The following is a 22477-nucleotide window of genomic DNA, read 5'->3' as shown; positions in this document are numbered from 1 at the left end:
GAATGGTTTTTCTATTGCTTTATCTTAATCATTTCCACGAATTGAACCGTTTCACAAACAATTCAACATTCAAAATTCAACATTCAACATTCAGCATTCAGCATTCAGCATTCAGCATTCAGCATTTAGCATTTAGCATTTAGCATTTAGCATTTAGCATTTAGCATTTAGCCAATAAACATTCTTAGTTGATTTTATACAAAATATTTTCTTCCGCTAAAGCATCCAATAATTCCTGCGTAATGTTTACTTTTTTCTTTTTACTTGGCGATTGCAATTTTATCTTTTCTTTTGCTTCATACAACGTAAAATGCAACGATTTATCACCTTTATGTGTTTCTAAGATTTCATTGATAAAATCGAGTGTTTTTTCTTCTAATTTATTTACATCCAATTGAATAGTTAACTTTCTCGCCGCCGATTCCATCACATCTTGCAATAATTGCATGGAATTGAATTGAATTCTAGGATCTCCGCGTTTTCCTGTGTCCTTATTTACCCAACCTTCTTTTATGAATGCTTTTATGTATACGAATGAATTCGGCACAAAGAAGTGTCTGAACTTTAAATAATCTTCTCCAAAAATTCGAAATTCATACGATTCCAAATAATCTTCTACAGTAAATAATGCCCAACCTTTTCCGTTTTTAGAAACTCTGTGTTGTACTTCCGTCACAACGCCCGCAAAAGGAATTTCACGATTTACATAGTTTTCCATTTGAGAGAAATAGGACAAGTCACCTTTACAGAAAAATTTCATTTCCGCTTTAAAATCATCCAAAGGATGTCCCGAAATATAAATTCCTACTACTTCCTTTTCACGCGCCAATTTCTCCATGGTTCCCCATTCTTCTGCTGGCGGCACTTTGGGTTCTTCTATTTGCACTTCGCTTGCTTCACCAAACAAACTAACTTGTGCTGAGTTTTTATTTTCTTGAAATTTTGCTCCGTATTTTACTGCTTTTTCTAAAAATGTGATGCCATCATTTTCTGCATGGAAATATTGCGCTCTGTGTGTATCTCCAAAAGAATCAAATCCTCCAGCAAGTGCTAAGTTTTCAAAAGCTTTTTTGTTTGCTGCGCGAAGATCTATTCGTTTCGCCAAATCGAATACAGACTTATATTTTCCTTCCGAACGTTCTTTTACAATAGTTTTTACAGCGCCATGTCCAACTCCTTTAATTGCGCCCATTCCAAAACGTACTGCTCCTTGATCATTTACGGTAAATTTATAGAACGATTCATTCACATCTGGACCAAGTACGTCCAATTTCATACGTTTACATTCTTCCATAAAGAAAGTAATCGTTTTGATATCGTTCATATTGTTGGAAAGTACCGCTGCCATATATTCTGCAGGATAATGTGCTTTTAAATAAGCTGTTTGATAGGCAATCCAAGCATAACAGGTTGAATGCGATTTGTTGAAGGCATAAGCTGCAAATGCTTCCCAGTCTTTCCAGATTTTTTCAAGTCTATCTTCTGCATGCCCTTTTTCAGATGCTTGCGAGATAAATTTCGGCTTCATTTTATCCAGTACAGCTTTCTGTTTTTTACCCATCGCTTTTCGCAAGACATCGGCTTCACCTTTGGTAAAGTCTGCCAATTTCTGCGACAGCAGCATCACTTGCTCCTGATATACTGTAATTCCGTAAGTTTCTTCTAAGTATTCTTCACAGGCATCTAAATCGTACTCAATATCTTCTTCTCCGTGTTTTCTTCTAATGAAACTCGGAATGTATTCCATCGGTCCTGGACGATACAATGCGTTCATGGCAATGAGATCGGCAAAGGTTGTTGGTTTCAACGATTTCATGTGCTTCTGCATTCCGGGAGATTCATACTGGAACACACCTACCGTTTCTCCTCGCTGGAATAATGCATAGGTTTCTTCATCGTCAAGCGGAATATTTTCAATGTCAATTTCAACATCGTGCTTATATTTAACTAGCTTGACGGTATCTTTTATTAGCGTAAGTGTTTTTAGACCTAAGAAGTCCATTTTTAGCAAACCTGCACTTTCCACAACTGAGTTATCAAATTGTGTACAGTACATATCTGAATCTTTCGCCAAAGCAACAGGAACGAACTTTGTAATATCATCTGGTGTAATGATGACACCACAAGCGTGAATTCCGGTGTTACGAACCGAACCTTCTAAGACACGCGCCATGTTGACCGTTTCAGCCTCCAAACCATCTTCCTCCGAAATATTCACCAATTCGTTGATAAGGACAACTTCTTCCGCTCTAAATTTTTGTTTGAGTTCTGCTTCCGATTTTCCAAAAATCTTTGCCAATTTGGTATTCGGAATCAGCTTTGCAATTCTGTCTGCATCACTCAATGGCAAATCTAACACACGTGCTGTATCACGAATGGAAGATTTTGCTGCCATGGTTCCGTAGGTAATAATTTGCGCTACTTGATTCGCACCATATTTGTCAATTACATATTGCATGACACGACCACGTCCTTCATCATCAAAGTCAATATCAATATCGGGCATGGATACACGATCAGGATTTAAGAAACGCTCAAAAAGTAGATCGTACAACATCGGATCAATATTGGTAATCCATAAGCAATAGGCTACTACCGATCCTGCGGCAGATCCACGACCTGGCCCAACGGAAACGTCCATGTTTCGCGCTTCGCGGATAAAATCTTCTACAATTAAGAAGTATCCTGGATATCCTGTATTTTCAATAGTTGCTAACTCAAAATCGAGTCGCTCTTCAATTTCTGGTGTAATTTCACCATACCTCTTTTTTGCACCTTCGTAGGTTAGGTGACGTAAATATTTGTTTTCTCCACGTTTTCCACCATCCATTTTATCTTCTTCGAACTGGAATTCTTCTGGAATATCGAACGCAGGTAATAATACATCACGGGCGAGTTCAAATGGCTCTACTTTGTCTATAATTTCTTGTATAGAAAGAATGGCTTGCGGCAAATCTTTGAACAAGGTTTTCATTTCGTCTGGCGACTTGAAATAATATTCTTGATTTGGCAATCCGTAGCGATAACCACGTCCGCGACCAATTGGCGTTGCTTGTTTTTCACCATCTTTTACACATAATAAAACATCATGTGCTGTTGCATCTTCTTGTGCGATGTAATATGTATTGTTCGTTGCTACTAAGGTAACATCATGCTTTTTGGCTAGTTTGACCAAGACTTCATTTACACGATTCTCATCTTCTTGATCGTGACGCATGATTTCTACATACAAATCATCTTGAAACGTCTCTTTCCACCAAAGTAATGCTTCTTCTGCTTGAGTTTCTCCGACATTTAACACTTTGCTTGGTACTTCTCCGTATAAGTTTCCAGTCAATACAATGACATCTTCTTTGTATTGCTCAATTACTTTTTTATCGATTCGTGGTACGTAGTAGAATCCTTTTGTATAAGCAATGGAAGACATTTTTGCCAAGTTGTGATAGCCATTTTTGTTTTTGGCTAAAAGAACTATTTGATATCCATTGTCTTTTCTGGTTTTATCTTCATGATCTTCACAAACAAAAAATTCGCAACCTACAATAGGTTTTAATATTTGTGCATCTGTAGTTTCTCCTTTTTCCTCCGCTTCCGCAATTTTAGCTTTGACACCTTTATTATAACTGCTCACTTCTTTTACAAAGTGAAACGCGCCCATCATATTTGCATGATCGGTGATAGACACGGCTTGCATGTTATACTTTCCGGCTGCTTTTACCAAATCGCCAATACTTGACGTAGATTGCAATACTGAGAATTGCGAATGATTGTGTAAGTGTGAAAACGGCGCATTTTTTAAAGCTTCAAGATTTTCTTCAATTTCTTGTTGAGAAATACCTTCGCCTTGTTGTGTTTTGGCTAAACGTTTTCGGATTTTCTCTGATGCTGCTTTGAGATTGATATGTTTCAATCCGATCATTTCGATTGACTGCGGATTGTTTTCCGAGAAACGTTCAAAATAATCTGGCGCAACATCTAGCTGCTCAATTGTATATTCTTTTCTTCTAATGAGTTCTAAGAAACAACGCGTAGTTGCTTCAACATCGGCAGTTGCATTATGCGCTTCGCCAAAACCAACTCCAAAAAGATACTGATGTAATTCAGTTAGTGTTGGTAACTTAAACTTCCCAAATCTTCCTCCTGGCAATTGACAAAGACTTGCCGTTGCTTCCGTACATGTATCTAATACGGGTAATTCTTGTAAATTATTTTCAACACCTTCACGATAGAATTCTGCGCCCATAATATTGACATCAAAACCTACATTTTGTCCTACGATAAATTTTGCTTTGGACAAGGCAATGTTGAATTTTGACAATACTTCATCTAAGGTTATCCCTTCTTCGACTGCTAATTCTGTAGAAATTCCATGAATTTTTTCAGCATCATACGGAATATTAAATCCATCAGGCTGTACCAAATAGTCTTGATGCTCAATAAGATTCCCCAATTCATCATGCAATTGCCAAGCAATTTGTATACATCTTGGCCAATTGTCTGTATCAGAAATTGGTGCGTCCCAACGCTTTGGTAAACCTGTGGTTTCGGTATCAAATATTAAGTACATATAACGTGGTTGTATCGGAGGATTTTGAAGCTATAAAATTACAATTTTTTTTCCTGTTTTTCTGATGGAGTTATTAACACCGTATTAGTGGTTGAGCGGCTTGTTGGAGCTCTTTTTAGCCACAGAAAGAAACGTTAAGTGTAAAGTTATTAACTATTTTTGTGGCTAGAAAAGCGACTAGCGAAGACACGACCGCACTTTTTCTGGGCGGAAATACCAAAAAAAGTCGTTTTAAGTAGTTGTGTTTCAGAAATAATAGTATTTTTGCAGCCTTATTAATAATCGAGGTCGAGAACCTCACAAATTAATTTTTATGTCTGTTAAAATTAGATTACAAAGACACGGTAAAAAAGGAAAACCTTTTTACTGGATTGTTGCCGCTGATGCGCGTGCAAAAAGAGATGGTAGATACTTAGAGAAATTAGGTACTTACAATCCAAACACTAACCCTGCAACTATTGACTTAAACGTTGATGGCGCTGTACAGTGGTTACAAAACGGTGCTCAACCAACTGATACTGCAAGAGCAATCCTTTCTTACAAAGGTGCTATGTACAAGAATCACTTACTTGGTGGAGTTCGTAAGGGTGCTTTAACGGAAGCGCAAGTAGAAGAGAAATTTACTGCTTGGATTGAAGCTAAAGAAGGTAAAGTACAAGGTAAAGTTGACAGTTTAGCGCAAGCTGAAGCTGATGCAAAAGCGAAAGCTTTTGAAGCAGAAAAAGCTGTAAACGAAGCTCGTATTGCCGCTAATGCTCCTGTTGTAGAAGATGCAGCTGAAGATGCTGGAGAAGCTCCTGCAGGTGAAGAAGAATAAATTATAGATATTACATATAATTTTTAGCCTAGTAAATACTAAATTTGCTAGGCTTTTTTTATGATATTGATATGAGAATTGAAGACTGTTTTTATTTAGGAAAAATTGTTAAGAAGTATAGCTTTAAAGGCGAATTGCTTGCAAAACTAGATACAGACCAACCAGATTTATACGACGATTTGGATGCTGTTTTTGTACAACTTGGACGTGATTTTTTACCGTTTTTTATTGAGAAATCCTCTTTGCACAAGTCAGATTTGTTGCGGTTGAAGTTTGAAGATGTAGACACAGAAGAAGATGCCGACCAATTATTGAAATGTGACTTGTATTTACCATTAGCAGCCTTACCAAAGTTAGAAGGAAACAAGTTTTATTATCATGAAGTTATTGGTTTTACCATTGAAGATGCTTCTTTTGGAAAGGTTGGAACGATTGTAGGTGTGAACGATTCAACAGCACAACCTTTGTTTGAAGTGGAACGTGGACCAATTGAGATTTTGATTCCGATGAATGATGATATTATTAAAAAGGTAGATCGCGACAATAAAACCATTCATATAGAAGCGCCCGAAGGCTTGATAGATTTGTATTTACAATAAAAAAGTATGTAGGATGATAAAAATGGCGGAAGTCGATTTGAAAACGAAGTACGGAACTTTTCATGAAGTACTTTTTTATGATGGACAGAAAGAAGCCATCGCTTTTTATATGGGCGATATTTCTGAAGGAGAAGATGTATTGTGTCGTGTACATTCTTCCTGTATTCATGCACATATTTTTAATAGTGTTGAATGTGAATGCAGAGAAGAAATGGCCATTGCACAACAATTGATTCAGAAAGAAGGTTGCGGAATTGTGATATGGCTAGAGCAAGAAGGAAAAGGAAATGGACATTATGCTTTGTTAAAAAGTATTCCTTTTAAACGTGCCGGAATGCCGCAAGCAGAAGCTTATGAAGCCGCAGGTTTTCAAAAAGACGCGCGCGATTTTTCGGCAGCAGCCAAGATTTTAAAAGCCTTGAATATCAAATCGATTACCATGTTGACCAACAATCAGAAGAAAGTCAATACACTTACCCAACACGGAATTACAATTTCAGGAACAAAATCGCTTGAATTATAAGTTATGAGCAAACCTTTTCGCTTTAAAGAATTTACCATCCAACAAGATAGAACGGCCATGAAAGTCGGTACTGACGGAGTTTTGTTAGGCGCTTGGACTTCTATAGAAAGTAATCCGTTTTCTATTTTAGATATTGGTGCAGGTACAGGTTTGATTGCACTACAATTGGCACAACGCTCCCATGCAGAAGTAATTGATGCCATTGAAATTGATGATGATGCGTACGAGCAAGCTGTTGATAATTTTGAAAATTCTCCTTGGGGCGATCGATTGTTTTGTTATCACGCAGGTCTGGATGAATTTGTAGCGGAAATTGAAGACAAATACGATTTAATTGTATCCAATCCGCCTTTCTATACCGAAAATTACAAAACAGACAATACACAGCGTGATACGGCACGTTTTACAGACGCTTTACCTTTTGAAGAATTGTTAGCTGGCGTTGCACATTTGTTAGAACCTACGGGAACTTTTCACACGATTATTCCGCACAAAGCATATGAGCATTTTGTAAATCTAGCGAAAGCCAACAATTTATTTCCTTATAAAACTTGTCATGTAAAAGGAAATCCTGAAGCAGAAGTTAAACGCAGTTTGATTTCTTTTTCGTTTGAAGAGAAAGCGAATAGTATTGAAGAATTAGTCATTGAAACTGCAAGACACCAATATACAGACGCTTATATTTCACTCACAAAAGCCTTTTATTTAAAATTATAACAATTTGTCTTTGTTTTGTGACATTTCATTAATTACTTTTGTGATCGCTATTTGCGGACATTCCGTAAATTTGAGTATTAAAAAATGCTATAAACACACGATTAATGAAACCAGATTTATTCCAAGCTCCTGATTACTATAACTTAGACGAGCTTTTATCCGAAGAACATAAATTAGTAAGAGATGCAGCCCGCGAATGGGTAAAGAGAGACGTTTCGCCAATTATAGAAGACTATGCACAACGTGCTGAGTTTCCAAAACAAATCATTAATGGGTTAGCAGATATTGGTGCTTTTGGACCTTATATTCCTGCAGAATATGGTGGTGCTGGCTTAGACCAAATTAGTTACGGATTGATCATGCAAGAGATTGAGCGTGGAGATTCTGGAGTTCGTTCTACAGCATCTGTACAATCTTCTTTAGTAATGTATCCTATTTGGAAGTACGGAAACGAAGAACAACGCCAAAAATATTTACCAAAGTTAGCTTCTGGTGAATGGATGGGATCTTTTGGTTTAACAGAACCTGATCACGGAAGTAATCCTGGAGGAATGACGACCAATTATAAAGATATGGGCGATCATTATTTATTGAATGGTGCGAAAATGTGGATTTCAAACTCACCTTTTTGTCAAATCGCAGTGGTTTGGGCAAAAAATGAAGAAGGAAGAATTCACGGATTGATCGTTGAGCGTGGTATGGAAGGATTTTCTACACCAGAAACACATAATAAATGGTCATTAAGAGCTTCTGCTACAGGGGAGTTAATTTTTGACAACGTAAAGGTTCCTAAAGAAAATTTATTACCAGGAAAATCTGGACTTGGAGCGCCGCTTGGATGTTTAGATTCTGCACGTTTTGGAATTGCTTGGGGAGCTATTGGAGCAGCCATGGATTGTTACGATACTGCTTTACGTTATAGTAAAGAACGTATTCAGTTTGGAAAACCTATTGGTCAATTTCAATTACAACAAAAGAAATTAGCTGAAATGATTACTGAAATCACCAAAGCACAATTATTGGCTTGGCGTTTAGGAGTAATGCGTGAAAATGGTACAGCTACTTCTGCACAAATTTCTATGGCTAAACGTAATAATGTGGATATGGCTTTAAAAATTGCCCGTGAAGCACGTCAGATGTTAGGTGGAATGGGAATTAGTGGTGAATATTCAATTATGCGTCACATGATGAACTTAGAAAGTGTTATTACTTATGAAGGAACACATGACATTCACTTATTAATCACAGGACTTGACGTTACTGGATTAAACGCTTTCAAATAAAAAACAGAAGCTTTTTACGAAGCTTTTTTCAATAAATCAAAACATGGGCAACGTTTACAGCGCTTGCCCTTTCCTTTTTTGTATTTCTTACAACACTTGCTTTTTACACTCTGTGCAATCTTAATTTTTTTCTTCGATTTTGCAGGAGCATCTTCGATGGCGATTAAAAAAGACATAAGAATTTATTTAGATATTAATTAGGGTACAAATGTAGTTATTTTAATTTATTCTAAATAAAAAAGTATCGTGATATTTATAAATTCACGCAGCCTTTTTGGAACTATTTTTGAAAATAAATACTGCTGAATTGTTTGGAAGAGTCGAAAGTTTGGGAAATCCCTTTTTAGGTTAATGGAAGTTATTTTCACTACTAAATGAGACCCCCTAATTTCTCGATTTAATACATAACTAACTTTTATATTTCTCTAAGTTTCCTCAGCAACACTAAAAAAAAAAGGGAGTAATCACAAGCATGATCTCCCTTTTATCTAATAGAATAATACTATTATAATGAGATTCCCCTAAACCTCAATATGTTTTTAACAAAATTAAACTATATCTCGTGAGGTGGATACGATAAAACATTACTTCTGTTACGGTTTTACCGTAATTATAGTAGGTTTTCAATTTGAAAAATACGCAATAGTCTGATTTACAATGCTTTACATTTTATTGAAAAAAGTAAAAAAAATAAAAAAATCTCCAAAAACCGTAATCCTTGGAGATTCTTAACATTAAAAGTAGCGCATTTAAATACAAGGACCTACAAGATATGTATAAGTTGGTTCACATAAATTTGGACCATTCGGATCGGTAAATTCAGGTCTCGTTTTTACCGAAGTCTGACAGTTAACCTCATTAGTTTGACAATTGACATCATTTGTACCCAAGTCAGTTCCTCCTTTAACACCTCTTGTTACAAGACTCATATCTAGTCTAGCAATACTAAGTTTTCTTAGATTTAATTTTCTGTTTTTTCTCATTGTAAATAGTAATAAAAAGTTTATGCTGCTAAAGTTAATCTTGAAAAAAAATCTTCCCAAGAAGAAACAGTCGTATTTATGTAAATACGACCAATAAATCTAAGCTTCATCCTTGATTTTATTGAGATTCTTGATATAAAACGAAGGATATATACCTGTCCGTTTTTTAAAAGCTTTTGAGAACGATTCTGCTGTATTAAATCCAAGTTCAGAAGCTATCGACTTAATGTCATAGGTCCTAAATCGAGTGTCATTTTTTAAACGTGTTAACGCATAATTCAAACGCAAATCTGTGATGTACTGTACAAATTTTTTCTGTTTGTGTGATTGTAATGTTTTTGATAAATACGTGCTGTTGGTATTCACTTTTTTGGCAACATAATTGAGCGTACATTTCTTTTGTAAAAACAATTCTTTCTTTTCAAACTTTTCCAAACCGTCCAAGATTTTTTGAATGTTCTCATCTGTAATTTTGTATGCTTGAGAGGTTTTTTCTTCGCTGTCTTTTTGTATTTTTTCCAAATCCTTTAGTTCGTTTAAAACTGCATCAAAACGATTCTTAAACGTTTTTTCACGATTTTTATAATACCAAAAACCTAGTATCGTAAATATTCCTAAAAACACACAGACATAAATTAATATTTTTGATTTAAAATGTGCTGTTTTTGTAGCATCTGTAAGTGATTCTATTTTATTTTTAAAGGTGACAATATCATATTTTTTATAAAGATTTTCAGATACTTGACGAATAAGAATATCGTTCTCAGTATCCTTTTCCTCAAAGATTTTAAAGTACTTTAAAGACTTTTTTATGTCTCCTTTCTTTTCATATACGGTTGCCAATAAAATATATGTTTCTTGAAGATGCGGAGAATAGGTATCATCTTTAGTGATTATGGAATCTGTTTTCAATAAATATTTCAATGCATCATCAAAATTATTTTGCAAAAAATAGTTTTTCCCTTTGTGCAAATAGACGATCGATAGCTGATTGTACAATCCGAGTGTATGTATTAGTTTTTCAGCTGCACTGAAATTGACGGCTGCTTTGGACAATTCCCCTTTTTTTTGATGAATAATTCCTTGTATAGCTAGAAAAATACTGTGAATTTCTAAATCACTTGCTTCTAAACTCTTGTGCAATCCTAAAGCACTGTATGTAGTTGCTGAGTCCAAATACTGCAATCTATCATTCGTAAAATCATCTGCAATGGTTGTATAAATATTGCTTAAATTCAATAGTGTATTTAAATATTCTGCCATTTTAGGTTCTTTCTCAAGAATTCCTTCATCATACAAACGAAGGTTTTCTTTTACCTTCATCAATGCCTGTTTTCGTCGACCAATTTGATTTTCAACTAATGCAATATTATGCCTAATTTTTGCCAGTCTAACGATATCATTTCTTTCTTCAAAGTATTTATAAACTTGCGTATAATGTAAAATAGCATTTGCATAATCGTCATAACTAAAGCAAATACCTCCTTTTAAACGCAAACTATTATAGTAATCTTCTTCTTTGTTCGCTTTCAATGCAATCTGCATAGATTCATCTACAAAAAAATGGGCGCTATCTTTTTCTCCTAGCACATTATAAATTTCTGCATTCAAATAAGCTGCATTATATCTATTTTGAATATCATTTTGACTTTTTGCTCTGGTATAATATGCCAAAGCATAGCTTTTTGCTCGCAGCGGATTCTTATATCGACTGGAAACAGCTAGTGACTTTAAGGAATCCGCAGAAAAACTCTGCAATGAGTCCATTTCCAACACTACTTGTTGTTGATCTTGTGCATGTATGTAAAAGGAGAAAAGGGAAAAAATAAAGGGAAAATACAGTCGCTTCATATGATTAAAAGTACTATGTTTTATTCAGAAAATTAATTTACAATCACAATTTTTTCGTTTTAGAAAAAAATAACAGCGCTAAATGGCGTATTAATCCAACTAACAGATGTTAATTTTTTTAAAAATAAATTGGTTATTAGTATCTTACGAAAGTTTAATTGGTTGACCAGTTAAACAAAGAAAATTTAGCTAACAAACCAACCTACTTTTGAATACGAAAAAGAAAACCAATCCTTTTCTGTTAGTATGCTATTTTTTAGTGCCATTTTTAGCCGTACTAGCATACAAATATTTCAATAGATCAAACGGAAATACATATGTAGCAATTGACACAGTAACTACTACTGACATTAATAATGCTGATAAAGTTCCTGAAACTATTGACTATATTTTTCATGTAAAGCCTATTCTTTCAGATCGTTGTTATTTATGTCACGGTCCCGATGATGGTACACGTGAAGCTAATTTACGATTAGACACCAAAGAAGGAGCTTTTGCCGCACTGAATGAACAAAAAAATCACTTTGCTATTGTTCCGGGTGATACCATTACAAGTGCGCTTGTAGAACGCATCAACACGGAAAATCCTATCAAATTAATGCCGCCAGAAGATTCCAATCTTTCGCTAAGCACATATGAAAAGAAAATATTAACCAAATGGATTGCACAAGGTGCCGTTTGGAAAGATCATTGGGCATTTGTTATGCCTGAAAAAAGTGAAGTTCCCACAGTAAAGAATGATAGTTTGATTGCCAATGAAATTGACAATTTTATTCTAACAAAACTCTCTCAAAAAGGAATATCGCCATCGCAAAAAGCCAGTAAAGAAAAGCTAATTAGACGTGTGTATTTTGATTTAACAGGATTACCACCAAGTCTAGCTGAAATTGATGCTTTTATACAAGACGAAGACGAAAATGCATACGAAAAAGTGATAGATCGTTTGTTGAACTCAACACGTTTTGGCGAACATTTTGCCACAAATTGGCTCGATATTGCTCGCTATTCTGACACACACGGATATCAAGATGATTTGGAACGTACGATGTGGCCTTGGCGCGATTGGGTAATTAGTGCGTTCAATAGGAATATACCATATGACGAATTTGTAAAGTGGCAATTAGCAGGTGATTTATTACCAAATGCAACTTTGGAACAAATCCTAGCAACAGGCTTCAATCGAAATCATAAAATAACTCAAGAAGGCGGTGTTATTGATGAAGAATATCGCGTAGAATACGTTTTAGATCGCACAAATACAGTTTCAAAATCTTTACTTGGATTGACGATGGAATGTGCGCAATGTCACGATCATAAATACGATCCTATTTCGCAAAAAGAATACTTTGGCTTTTATGCTTTTTTCAACAAAGTCAATGAAAAAGGACGCATGGATTATGGCGAAATTCCTAAACCCAATATAAAAATTACACAAAAAGAAATTGATGAAACACTGAATTTCATCAATATGCCAGATTCTATCAAAGAAGTACAACTCATGGTCATGAAAGACGATGCGCCAAAACGAAAAACTTTTGTACTCAAACGTGGAGCGTATGATGCACATGGTGATGAAGTGAGTTTTACAACGCCAAAAGCAGTGTTGCCTTTTACAGAAAACTATGAGCAAAATAGACTTGGCTTGGCAAATTGGTTGTTTGATGAAAAGAACACACTAACTTCACGTGTTGCTGTCAACAGATTATGGCAGCAAATTTTCGGAAAAGGAATCGTAGCATCAAGTTCCGATTTTGGAAATCAAGGTGCCTTGCCTTCACATCCTAAATTGTTGGATTGGCTAGCAATTACGTACCGTGAAGAAGGTTGGGACACCAAAAAAATGATCAAACGTATGGTGTTATCAAATACGTATCAGCAAACGACTAAAGTAAGTGATGCTTTGTTAGAAATTGATCCTGATAATGTTTGGTTGGCAAGAAGTTCACGTGATAAATTGACTGCAGAAATGATTCGCGACAATGCACTTGCCGTAAGCGGATTGTTGGTTGAAAAAGTTGGTGGGCCAAGTGTAAAACCTTATCAACCAGAAGGATTATGGGCAGAGACAACTTCTGGACAAGGATTGACAAAATACATCATGGATTCTGGTGAAAATTTATACCGAAGAAGCTTATATACCTTTTGGAAACGAACCGTTCCGCCACCAGCAATGATGACTTTTGATGCGGCTACACGCGATTATTGCACTGTTGAAAGACAAAAAACAAGTACGCCCTTGCAAGCATTGGTCATGCTAAATGATCCACAACTGATAGAAGCAGCCAATACCTTAGCGGTTCAAGTGTTACAAGAAGAAAGCTTAACAGATGAAAATCGCATTGAAACTATTTTTAGAAAAATTACTTCGCGAAAACCTGATGCAACCGAAGTGGAAAATTTGTTGACTTTTCTAAGAGAAGCCGAATCAAATTATGATGTCACTAAAAAAATAAATATCGCAGAAAATAGTATTACCAACGAAATTTCTAAAGAAAAAATATACGCGTTTGGCGTTCTCACAAGTCTAATTTTCAATTTGGATGAAGCAATTGTAAAAGGATAATTATGGAAGAAGTTCACAAACATTTTTTAAACAATACACGACGACAGTTTTTAAAAAAACTAGGTTTAGGAATTGGCGGAATTGCTGCTGCGTCTATGCTTGATCCGTTTTCTGCTATTGTTGAAGCTGCCGATTCTCCTTTGAAAGGAATGAATTTACCACACTTTGCACCCAAAGCAAAACGTGTCATTTATTTATTTCAAAGTGGCGGACCATCACAATTGGAATTGTTTGATTACAAACCTTTATTAGACAAATTGCGCGGACAAGATTTACCCGATTCTGTTCGAAAAGGACAACGCTTAACAGGAATGACGTCTGGACAAGATACATTTCCGCTAGTGGGAAGTAATTTCAAGTTTGATCAATATGGCGAATCACGCGCTTGGGTAAGTGAACTCATGCCGTACACTGCCAAAATTGTAGACGAATTGTGCTTTGTAAAATCTATGCACACAGAAGCCATCAATCATGATCCTGCCATTACCTTTTTCCAAACGGGTTCGCAACAAGCAGGACGACCAAGTATTGGCTCTTGGATGAGTTATGGTTTGGGAAGTTTAAACAACAATTTACCCACATTTACAGTACTGCTTTCTCGCGGAACAGGAAGACCGTTATCGCAACCGTTATATTCCAGACTCTGGGGAAATGGTTTTTTAAGTTCTTTACATCAAGGTGTACAATTCCGTTCAGGGAAAGATCCTGTATTATACTTAAAAGATCCTGAAGGAATGACGCGTGCCGAACGTAGAAAAATGCTCGATCATTTAAGCGAACTCAATGAAAAACAAGAACGTGAATTTGGCGATCCAGAAATCAACAGCCGCATCGGACAATACGAAATGGCATATCGAATGCAAACTTCGGTTCCAACCACAATGAATATTGAAGAAGAACCTGATCACATCATACAAATGTATGGTTCTGACGCAACGATTCCGGGAACGTATGCAGCAAACTGCTTATTAGCAAGACGACTTGCAGAACAAGATGTGCGTTTTATTCAATTATATCATATGGGCTGGGATCAGCATGAAAATTTACCTTCGCAGATAGAAAAGCAAGCCAAAGATATTGATCAGGCTACTGCCGCCTTAATTTTAGACTTAAAACAACGCGGATTGTTAGAAGATACACTCGTAGTTTGGGGCGGGGAATTCGGTCGTACCAATTACAGTCAAGGAACGCTTACAGAAACCAATTACGGACGCGATCATCACCCAAAATGCTTTACCATGTTTATGGCTGGCGGCGGCGTAAAACCCGGATTCACCTATGGAGAAACGGACGATTTTGGTTATAATATTGTCAAAGATCCTGTACACGTGCATGATTTACAAGCCACAATGATGCATCTCATGGGCGTTGATCACACAAAATTTACGTATAAACATCAAGGAAGACGTTTTAGACTCACAGACGTTTCTGGTCATGTTGTTCACGATTTACTAAGCTAATATGGATCGGAGAAAATTTTTAAAACAATCATCGTTAGTCACTGCAGGATTGCTTGTCACTCCAAGTTTGAGTTCTGCTTTTTCGCTTGGCGCGAATAATGATGTGATCGTTGGACACAATTCACACACCTACAAAATAGATCTTTCTTGGGGAAATTTGAATCCTTCCAAAACGCCTGTAAACGATTGTCATGAAATGGCACAAGATTCGAAAGGTAGAATCGTTTTGTTGACCAATCACACGAAAAACAATGTGATTATTTATGATAAGTCTGGAAAGCTATTAGAAACTTGGGGAACAGATTATCCGGGCGCACACGGTTTGACTTTGGTGAAAGAAAACGGAGCAGATTTTTTATTAATTACTGATTATGAACGTCATCAAATCATAAAAACAACTATCGATGGAAAAGTAGTGTTTACCATCGATTATCCTGCAGATACAGGAAAATACAATTCTAAAGGCGAATTCAAACCTACAGAAACAGCCGTTACTGAAAATGGCGATATCTACGTTGCAGATGGTTACGGAAATCAACATATTATACACTACAATCACAAAGGCGAATTGCAAAACATTTTTGGCGGACGCGGAACGGAAGATGGTCAATTTTTAAACGCGCACGGAATCTGTTATGACAATCGTGATGTACAAAATCCATCGTTATTGGTTTCTGCGCGTGAATTGAATGTGTTAAAACGATTTGACTTGAAAGGTAATTTTATAGAATCGTTCAATGTGCCAGGCGCGTTGATTTGTCGTCCTGTAATTCACAAAAAAGATATTTATTTTGCTGTATTACGATCTAAAAATGCAGTGAATTCTGATTCTGGATTCATCTTAATTATGAACGAAAAAAACGAAGTCGTTTCCTGTCCAGGCGCGACATCTCCATCTTATCAAAACAATGAATTAAGCGAGTTGTATCAAACCGTACGATTATTTCAACATCCGCACGATGTCTGTATTGATGATGACGAAAACATGTATGTAGCACAATGGAATTCAGGCAAAACTTATCCTATAAAATTGACACGTGTATGAAAAACTTTATGGGAATCTTAATTGCGTGTTTGATCTTTTTTAGTTGTACTGAAAAGAAAACAGAAACCACAAACTACGTACAAGAAGGAGAAATTCAATTGGCAAAACCTAGAATTGCGGTTTCGAGTACAATAATTGATTCTTTTGTAACGATGAAGCCTGAAATTCGCATGGAAAATTTATCTGTATTCTATGAAGTTGATGGAAAAAAGGGAATGGAATCATCTTCAAAAGTACAAACAACTGTCATCGCTGAAGAAGCAGGAACTTTCAATTTTAGAGGTTATCATCCCGATTGGAAACCGAGCGAGGCAACTGAAATTAGATTGTATAAAAAAGGATTTATTCCAGATAAAATAACTTGGCAAACTCAGGCAAGCGACACATACAAAGGACAAGGAGAAACGACCTTAATTAATAATAAAAAAGCTTCCTTAAAATTCAGAGATGTGGAATGGACAGGTTTTGATACTATTGCAAAAGCGACGGTTTCATTCCCGAAAAAAACCTATATCAAAAGTTTAACAATTGGCTATTTAATCGATCCAAAATCGTGGATTTTTCCACCAGAAGAAATTACATTGTATTTTAACGATAAAGATTCTATCAATTTGAAAATTCCAGCTTTGACTTTGCAAGAAATTATCAAACTAGACGACGTAAAAATTCCAATAGAAAAAGAAATTAACACTTTAATCGTACACGTAAAAAACGTTCAAAAATTACCCGATTGGCATGCTGGAAAAGGCTTGAAAGCTTGGCTATTTATGGACGAATGGATTTTTAATTAATGAAACAACACAACTACATACAATACTTGTTTTTTGGCGTAATTGCAATTTTCGGATTGCTCACTTTGTATGCAATCAACACTGCCGAAACACCAAGAATCATTCTATTTTTTGGACGATTTCATCCGCTTTTATTACACTTACCTATTGGCGCATTGATTGTTGCTTTTTTCATTGATATTTTAGGAAGAATTCAAAAAAACTATCCTGTCGCCACCGTTAGAAACATTTTAGGTTTTACTGCTTTTTTTGCCATATTAACTTGCTTTTTAGGATATTTTTTATCGCTCGAAGGCGGATACGAATCTGCTACACTCAACTTGCATTTATACACAGGAATACTTACTGCTGTATTAACGAGCGTATTGTTTTGGTACAGTTTGAAACCTACATTTAACACGAAAACGTCTTTTTTAATCTTGTTCGTGGTTTCTCTTGTGAGCATCAGTGTTGCAGGACATTATGGAAGTGTATTAACGCATGGTGATAATTTCTTAACGGAATACATCAAACCTTTACCTGAAGAACGCACCATCGAAGTGGTAGACAGTTTACGCATCTACGATGATGTAGTCACAAAAATATTTGACCAAAAATGTGTGCAATGTCACAATACGAACAAGCAAAAAGGCGCGTTGTCACTCACGTCTCCCGAAGCGATATTAAAAGGTGGCGAATCGGGGAATGTGTTCTTGGCAGGAAATGCAGAAGCCAGTTTATTGTATAAACAATTATTATTGCCAATTTCTCACGAAGATCATATGCCGCCAGAAGGAAAAGCACAATTGACAAAAGATGAAATATGGCTGCTTAAACATTGGATTGACGAAGGATTGGATTTTGAAAACTATGTAACCAACAGTAAAGAAAACGATACACTTTCGACACTTTTAGAAAAGTATTTAGTGTTTAATAAAATTGAAATTCCAAAAGCTTCTAGAAATGTAATTGAAACGGTAAAAAGTTCCCATTTTAGAATTTTAGAAATGGTTCCGGGTGAATCAGAATTGACAGCAAAGTATTTGAACAAAACACCAAGCAAAGAAGAGATTGAACAACTTTCATTGCTCAGTGAGCAAATCATAGAATTGGATTTTCACAGTTCGCATATTACAGACGAAATGATAACAGTGATTGGCGAATTGGAAAATCTAAAAATGCTCCGCATCAACAGTCCAGAAATCACAGATAAAGCGTTACAAAACTTACAAAATCTTGAGAATTTAGAAGTCCTTAATTTGTATAATACACAGATTTCTAACGATGGATTAGCAAAGTTGCTTAAAAGTATTCAACCCAAAAAAATCTACGCTTGGCAAACCAATATTGATGCACAAACCGCAGCCAATTTAGAAGCGGAATTCAACGTAAACATTCAGCATAGCATTGTGGATGGTTTTATCAAAAAAAGTCAGTTAGAAGCTCCTGTAATTACGCCAGCAGGCACATTGTTTACCGATACCATTCACCTCAACATTAAAAGCAGATTGAAAGATGTGGATATACGATATACTTTAAATGGCGAAACTCCTGATTCTACTTCCAAAGTAATTTCCAATCCGATTATTCTAGAAAACTCAAAAACACTTAAAATCGCCACGTTTAAAAAAGGCTGGTTGCCTAGTGAAATTTTGACACGAGAATACTCGAAAGTGGCAAATAAAATCACAAATTTCACAGTTCAACAAAAACCAAGTCCTGATTATGCCAGCGCCAAAAAACTCTTCGACCTTAAAGAAGGAACATTGTCATTTAAAGATGGCGAATGGACAGGTTGTTTTGGGTATGACTTAAACACCACCATTGATATCGGCTCCGTAAAAACCATTCATAATATTTCTTTCAATGCCTTAGAAGATGTTGGAAGTTGGATTTTATATCCGACAAAGTTTACCGTATACGCTTCCAAGACAAAAGGAAACTTCAAAAAAATTGGAGAAATTAATGTGTCTAGAACTGGAGAAGGTGGCGAACCTGAAATGAAAAAAATTACCTTAAATATTTCTGAAGCCGAAGCACGTTATTTCAAAATTGCGATCAAAAATCATGATAAACTTCCTAAATGGCATCCTGCGGCAGGAAATCCTGCGTGGATTTTTGTGGATGAGATTTATGTTTGGTAACATCAAAAAAATCAACGCATAAAAAAACCCTTCAAAATCAAAAAGATTAAGAAGGGCTTTAGTACTCGAGGCGGGACTTGAACCCGCACGGCCCAAAGGCCATTGGATTTTAAGTCCAACGTGTCTACCAATTCCACCACTCGAGCGTGGATATTATATTGAGCGAAAAACGGGGCTCGAACCCGCGACCTCAACCTTGGCAAGGTTACGCTCTACCAGCTGAGCTATTTTCGCAATTTATTTAAATGAACGTGCAACACTATTACTGTATTGCGGATGCAAATTTAAAACATTTCTTTAAATACCAAAACGTTTTCAAGAAAAAGAATAAATTATTTTTTAATCTTCTCGTAATCAGCTACTTTTTTTTACGCACCAACATGCGTTTTATTTCATTTAACTTCATCAATGCCTCTACAGGTGTGAGCGTATCAATGTCTGTCATCAAAATTTCTTGCTTAATTTCTTCCAATAACGGATCGTCCATGTTGAAAAAACTCAATTGCATGTCATTTTCCACACTTTTTAAATCATCCGCCAATTCTTCACTGGAATGCGATTTTTCTAAACGTTTTAATATTTTATTGGCTTTGTGAATGACTTGCTGCGGCATTCCTGCCATTTTTGCTACATGAATTCCGAAACTGTGTTCGCTTCCTCCTTTGACCAATTTACGCAAGAACAATACGTTATCTTTCAATTCTTTGACAGAGACATTATAATTCTTGATACGATCAAAAATTTCGGTCATTTCGTTCAACTCATGGTAATGCGTTGCAAACAATGTCTTTGCGCGCGATGGATGCTCATGCAAATATTCTGAAATTGCCCACGCAATCGAAATTCCGTCATACGTACTTGTTCCACGACCAATTTCATCCAACAACACCAAACTACGTTCCGAAATATTATTCAAAATAGAAGCTGTTTCGTTCATTTCTACCATAAAAGTCGATTCGCCCATGGAAATATTATCGCTCGCTCCTACTCTGGTAAAAATCTTATCTACCAAACCGATTCTCGCGGAATCTGCGGGCACAAAACTTCCCATCTGAGCCAATAGTACAATTAAGGCTGTTTGACGTAATATGGCAGACTTACCACTCATATTTGGTCCTGTAATCATGATGATTTGTTGTGCATCACGATCCAAATACACATCGTTGGCAATATAACTTTCGCCAATAGGCAATTGTTTTTCAATCACAGGATGACGCCCGTTTTTAATATCTAAATCAAACGAATCGTCAATTTGTGGATATATATAATTGTTTGCTTTTGCTAACGTTGCAAATCCGCACAGGCAATCTAACTTTGCAATGATGTTCGCATTTTGCTGTACAGCTTTGATATATTGATTGATCCAAATGACTAAATCGGCAAATAATTCTTGTTCTATTTGCGCAATTTTTTCTTCGGCACCTAAAATCTTCGTTTCGTATTCTTTCAGTTCTTCTGTAATATAACGCTCTGCATTCACTAAGGTTTGCTTTCGCGTCCACGCTTCCGGAACTTTCGTCTTGTGCGTATTTCGAACTTCAATATAATAACCAAATACATTATTGGAAGCGATCTTTAAGGATGGAATTCCCGTAGCTTCACATTCGCGCTCCAGCATTTTATCCAAATAGTCTTTTCCTGAAAATGCTATGCCGCGCAATTCATCTAATTTATCCGAATATCCACTTGCAATGGCATTCCCTTTTAAAATATTGACTGGCGCTTCTTCGTTTAAAGTCTCTTTAATTTTAGATCGAAGCAACTCGCATTCATGAATTGTATCACCAATTACTTTTAAAGCTTCGTTAGAGCTGTTACTCGTAATTTGTTTGATGGGAACAATGGCTTCTAATGAATTTTTAAGTTGAATGACTTCTCTTGGCGAGATTTTACCTGTAGCAACTTTCGAAATTAAGCGTTCAATATCACTTATTTGTTTGATATGATGCTGAATCTTCTCCAATTCATCTGCTTCTTTCAACAGATAATTCACCACTTCATGTCGCTGTTTTATTTGCTGACTATTTTTAAGCGGCAATGCCAACCAACGTTTCAGCAAACGTCCGCCCATTGGAGAAATCGTTTTGTCAATCACATCCAACAAGGTAATCGCATTGAATGCAGTAGAAGCATATAGTTCTAAATTTCGCACCGTAAAACGATCCATCCACACATACGCATCTTCCGCAATACGTGCAATAGAAGTAATATGTTGTAATTTGTTATGTCGTGTTTCCGATAGGTAATATAAAACCGCTCCAGAAGCAATAATTCCTTCTTTTAAATCTTCTACACCAAAACCTTTTAGCGAACTTGTATCAAAGTGTGTGATGAGTTTTTCTTCTGCAAAATCTGACTTAAAAACCCAATCTTCTAAGTAAAAAATATGATGATTGCTTCCAAAAGTATCTGCAAATGCTAGTTTCTTCTGCTTCGGAATTAAAATTTCGCTCGGTTTAAAGTTTTGCAAGAGCTTATCAATATATTCTGCTGAACCTTGTGTGGTCATAAATTCTCCTGTAGAGACATCTAAAAAAGAAATTCCTAAGAGTTTTTTCCCATAATGAATGGCACACAAAAAGTTATTCGTTTTTGCTTGTAATACTTCATCATTAAAAGCAACTCCGGGCGTTACCAATTCTGTCACACCACGTTTTACAATCTTTTTTGTCTGTTTTGGATCTTCTAACTGATCGCAAATAGCAACACGTTCGCCAGCTTTGACCAACTTTGGCAAATAGGTATTTAAGGAGTGATGTGGAAATCCTGCCAATTCAACATTATCGCCACCATTATTACGATGCGTTAATACAATTCCTAAAATATTGGCCGCTTTTACAGCATCTCCTCCAAAAGTTTCATAAAAATCACCGACTCGAAATAACAGCATGGCATCAGGATATTTACTTTTGATGCTGTTGTATTGCTTCATTAAAGGAGTTACTTTTTTCGCGCTACTTTTTGCCAATGTTTGCTATTTTTAATGTTATTTTTGCAGAAATCATAAATTGAACTCATTTAAACTTTTCATATTTGCTAAAAAATTGTTCTTTTAAATCCTGCTTTTGTATTTTTTGAGTTCCGTAGCGCTGCTATGTAACTAAAAAAATACTTCAACAGAACTTAAAATTCCTAATTTTCACTTAAATCCTAAA

General features: G+C 35.9%; 14 protein-coding genes and 2 tRNA genes. 10 read left to right on the top strand and 6 right to left on the bottom strand.

Annotated features, from left to right (window positions below; translation table 11 throughout):
• Window positions 1–184 precede the first annotated feature (184 nt).
• On the bottom strand, window positions 185–4567 hold the full coding sequence (gene dnaE / locus Q0845_RS27300; RefSeq protein ID WP_298521064.1) for a DNA polymerase III subunit alpha: 4383 nt from the start codon (window positions 4565–4567) through the stop codon (window positions 185–187).
• A gap of 313 nt (window positions 4568–4880) precedes the next feature.
• Between dnaE and Q0845_RS27295 the strand changes: the two genes are divergently transcribed.
• The 5 genes from Q0845_RS27295 (at window position 4881) to Q0845_RS27275 (ending at window position 8506) form a co-directional block, all read left to right on the top strand.
• Window positions 4881–5384: a 30S ribosomal protein S16 gene (locus Q0845_RS27295; RefSeq protein ID WP_298521062.1), complete on the top strand. Its 504-nt coding sequence runs from the start codon at window positions 4881–4883 to the stop codon at window positions 5382–5384.
• Between the two features lie 71 nt (window positions 5385–5455).
• Window positions 5456–5983: a ribosome maturation factor RimM gene (gene rimM, locus Q0845_RS27290; protein ID WP_298521060.1), complete on the top strand. Its 528-nt coding sequence runs from the start codon at window positions 5456–5458 to the stop codon at window positions 5981–5983.
• Window positions 5984–5996: 13 nt separating this feature from the next.
• Window positions 5997–6506, top strand: coding sequence for a GTP cyclohydrolase (locus Q0845_RS27285; protein ID WP_298521058.1), 510 nt, complete (start codon window positions 5997–5999; stop codon window positions 6504–6506).
• A 3-nt stretch (window positions 6507–6509) separates the two neighbouring features.
• Entirely contained in the window at window positions 6510–7223 is a 714-nt protein-coding gene (locus Q0845_RS27280; RefSeq protein WP_298521056.1) for a methyltransferase, read from the top strand.
• Between the two features lie 104 nt (window positions 7224–7327).
• Window positions 7328–8506: an acyl-CoA dehydrogenase family protein gene (locus Q0845_RS27275; protein WP_298521054.1), complete on the top strand. Its 1179-nt coding sequence runs from the start codon at window positions 7328–7330 to the stop codon at window positions 8504–8506.
• 749 nt (window positions 8507–9255) lie between these two features.
• Here the strand turns inward: Q0845_RS27275 and Q0845_RS27270 are convergent.
• Both Q0845_RS27270 and Q0845_RS27265 read right to left on the bottom strand, forming a co-directional pair.
• Window positions 9256–9489 carry a hypothetical protein gene (locus Q0845_RS27270; RefSeq protein WP_298521052.1) on the bottom strand — a complete coding sequence of 78 codons (234 nt, stop codon included), beginning with the start codon at window positions 9487–9489 and terminating at the stop codon, window positions 9256–9258.
• A 99-nt stretch (window positions 9490–9588) separates the two neighbouring features.
• Window positions 9589–11340 carry a helix-turn-helix domain-containing protein gene (locus Q0845_RS27265; RefSeq protein WP_298521050.1) on the bottom strand — a complete coding sequence of 584 codons (1752 nt, stop codon included), beginning with the start codon at window positions 11338–11340 and terminating at the stop codon, window positions 9589–9591.
• Between the two features lie 208 nt (window positions 11341–11548).
• Here Q0845_RS27265 and Q0845_RS27260 point away from each other — a divergent pair, with 208 nt between their 5' ends.
• Genes Q0845_RS27260 through Q0845_RS27240 form a run of 5 tightly spaced genes read left to right on the top strand, consistent with a single transcriptional unit; the run spans window position 11549 to window position 19322 of the window.
• Window positions 11549–13903 (top strand): PSD1 and planctomycete cytochrome C domain-containing protein, encoded by a 2355-nt coding sequence (locus Q0845_RS27260; RefSeq protein WP_298521048.1) that lies wholly within the window; start codon window positions 11549–11551, stop codon window positions 13901–13903.
• Window positions 13904–13905: 2 nt separating this feature from the next.
• Window positions 13906–15363, top strand: a complete 1458-nt coding sequence (locus Q0845_RS27255) for a DUF1501 domain-containing protein (RefSeq protein ID WP_298521046.1) — start codon at window positions 13906–13908, stop codon at window positions 15361–15363.
• A gap of 1 nt (window position 15364) precedes the next feature.
• Window positions 15365–16408, top strand: coding sequence for a 6-bladed beta-propeller (locus Q0845_RS27250; RefSeq protein WP_298521044.1), 1044 nt, complete (start codon window positions 15365–15367; stop codon window positions 16406–16408).
• Window positions 16405–17199, top strand: a complete 795-nt coding sequence (locus Q0845_RS27245) for a hypothetical protein (protein ID WP_298521042.1) — start codon at window positions 16405–16407, stop codon at window positions 17197–17199. Before Q0845_RS27250 ends, Q0845_RS27245 begins: the two co-directional genes overlap by 4 nt.
• Window positions 17199–19322: an FN3 associated domain-containing protein gene (locus Q0845_RS27240; RefSeq protein ID WP_298521041.1), complete on the top strand. Its 2124-nt coding sequence runs from the start codon at window positions 17199–17201 to the stop codon at window positions 19320–19322. Before Q0845_RS27245 ends, Q0845_RS27240 begins: the two co-directional genes overlap by 1 nt.
• Window positions 19323–19384: 62 nt before the next feature.
• On the opposite strand, the gene Q0845_RS27235 is transcribed toward Q0845_RS27240, so the two are convergent.
• The 3 genes from Q0845_RS27235 to mutS form a co-directional block, all read right to left on the bottom strand.
• Window positions 19385–19468: transfer RNA gene (locus Q0845_RS27235), tRNA-Leu, on the bottom strand.
• A 15-nt stretch (window positions 19469–19483) separates the two neighbouring features.
• A tRNA-Gly gene (locus tag Q0845_RS27230) sits at window positions 19484–19556 on the bottom strand.
• A gap of 124 nt (window positions 19557–19680) precedes the next feature.
• Window positions 19681–22290, bottom strand: coding sequence for a DNA mismatch repair protein MutS (mutS, locus tag Q0845_RS27225; protein WP_298521039.1), 2610 nt, complete (start codon window positions 22288–22290; stop codon window positions 19681–19683).
• Between the last annotated feature and the right edge of the window lie 187 nt (window positions 22291–22477).

This window comes from uncultured Kordia sp. (assembly GCF_947489565.1).
Lineage (GTDB): Bacteria > Bacteroidota > Bacteroidia > Flavobacteriales > Flavobacteriaceae > Kordia.
Note: the sequence above shows the minus strand (reverse complement) of the source record. Positions and strands in the feature narration are given on the sequence as shown.

What these genes read in the sequence shown, in the direction of transcription:
- dnaE (WP_298521064.1), bottom strand. Translation starts at nt 4,567, where the DNA reads ATGTACTTAATATTTGATACCGAAACCACAGGTTTACCAAAGCGTTGG.
- Q0845_RS27295 (WP_298521062.1), top strand. Translation starts at nt 4,881, where the DNA reads ATGTCTGTTAAAATTAGATTACAAAGACACGGTAAAAAAGGAAAACCT.
- rimM (WP_298521060.1), top strand. Translation starts at nt 5,456, where the DNA reads ATGAGAATTGAAGACTGTTTTTATTTAGGAAAAATTGTTAAGAAGTAT.
- Q0845_RS27285 (WP_298521058.1), top strand. Translation starts at nt 5,997, where the DNA reads ATGATAAAAATGGCGGAAGTCGATTTGAAAACGAAGTACGGAACTTTT.
- Q0845_RS27280 (WP_298521056.1), top strand. Translation starts at nt 6,510, where the DNA reads ATGAGCAAACCTTTTCGCTTTAAAGAATTTACCATCCAACAAGATAGA.
- Q0845_RS27275 (WP_298521054.1), top strand. Translation starts at nt 7,328, where the DNA reads ATGAAACCAGATTTATTCCAAGCTCCTGATTACTATAACTTAGACGAG.
- Q0845_RS27270 (WP_298521052.1), bottom strand. Translation starts at nt 9,489, where the DNA reads ATGAGAAAAAACAGAAAATTAAATCTAAGAAAACTTAGTATTGCTAGA.
- Q0845_RS27265 (WP_298521050.1), bottom strand. Translation starts at nt 11,340, where the DNA reads ATGAAGCGACTGTATTTTCCCTTTATTTTTTCCCTTTTCTCCTTTTAC.
- Q0845_RS27255 (WP_298521046.1), top strand. Translation starts at nt 13,906, where the DNA reads ATGGAAGAAGTTCACAAACATTTTTTAAACAATACACGACGACAGTTT.
- Q0845_RS27250 (WP_298521044.1), top strand. Translation starts at nt 15,365, where the DNA reads ATGGATCGGAGAAAATTTTTAAAACAATCATCGTTAGTCACTGCAGGA.
- Q0845_RS27245 (WP_298521042.1), top strand. Translation starts at nt 16,405, where the DNA reads ATGAAAAACTTTATGGGAATCTTAATTGCGTGTTTGATCTTTTTTAGT.
- Q0845_RS27240 (WP_298521041.1), top strand. Translation starts at nt 17,199, where the DNA reads ATGAAACAACACAACTACATACAATACTTGTTTTTTGGCGTAATTGCA.